Consider the following 273-nt stretch of genomic DNA (forward strand, 5'->3'; position numbering starts at 1 on the left):
GTCCAGAACAGCAGGTCGAGCTTGCGCGCCGAGCCCGAGAAGGCCCGGGCCGCCCGCACGTCCACCGGCAGGGCGTGCCGGATCAGGGTCTCGTAGAATTCGGGATCGAAGCGCACCGTGCGGCCGGCCTCGTCGTCCCCCTCCCCGGCGCGGGGGCGCCACAGCTCCAGGCTGCGGAACGGCGGGACGTTGAGGGTGGTGGCGCTGTCGCGCCCGTCCCAGAGGCCGATCTGCATGGAGCAGGCGGCCAGCCGGTTCAGCTGTTCCTTGAAC

Annotated in this window: 1 protein-coding gene; it reads right to left on the bottom strand. The window is 72.2% G+C overall.

Annotated features, from left to right (window positions below):
- The coding region (locus C1X29_RS29900; RefSeq protein WP_256584423.1) for a replication protein RepA at positions 1-273 on the bottom strand (273 nt) is incomplete at both ends.

The sequence above is a fragment of the Pseudomonas sp. GW456-12-10-14-LB2 genome, assembly GCF_002884345.1.
Taxonomy (GTDB): Bacteria; Pseudomonadota; Gammaproteobacteria; order Pseudomonadales; family Pseudomonadaceae; genus Aquipseudomonas; species Aquipseudomonas paraglycinae.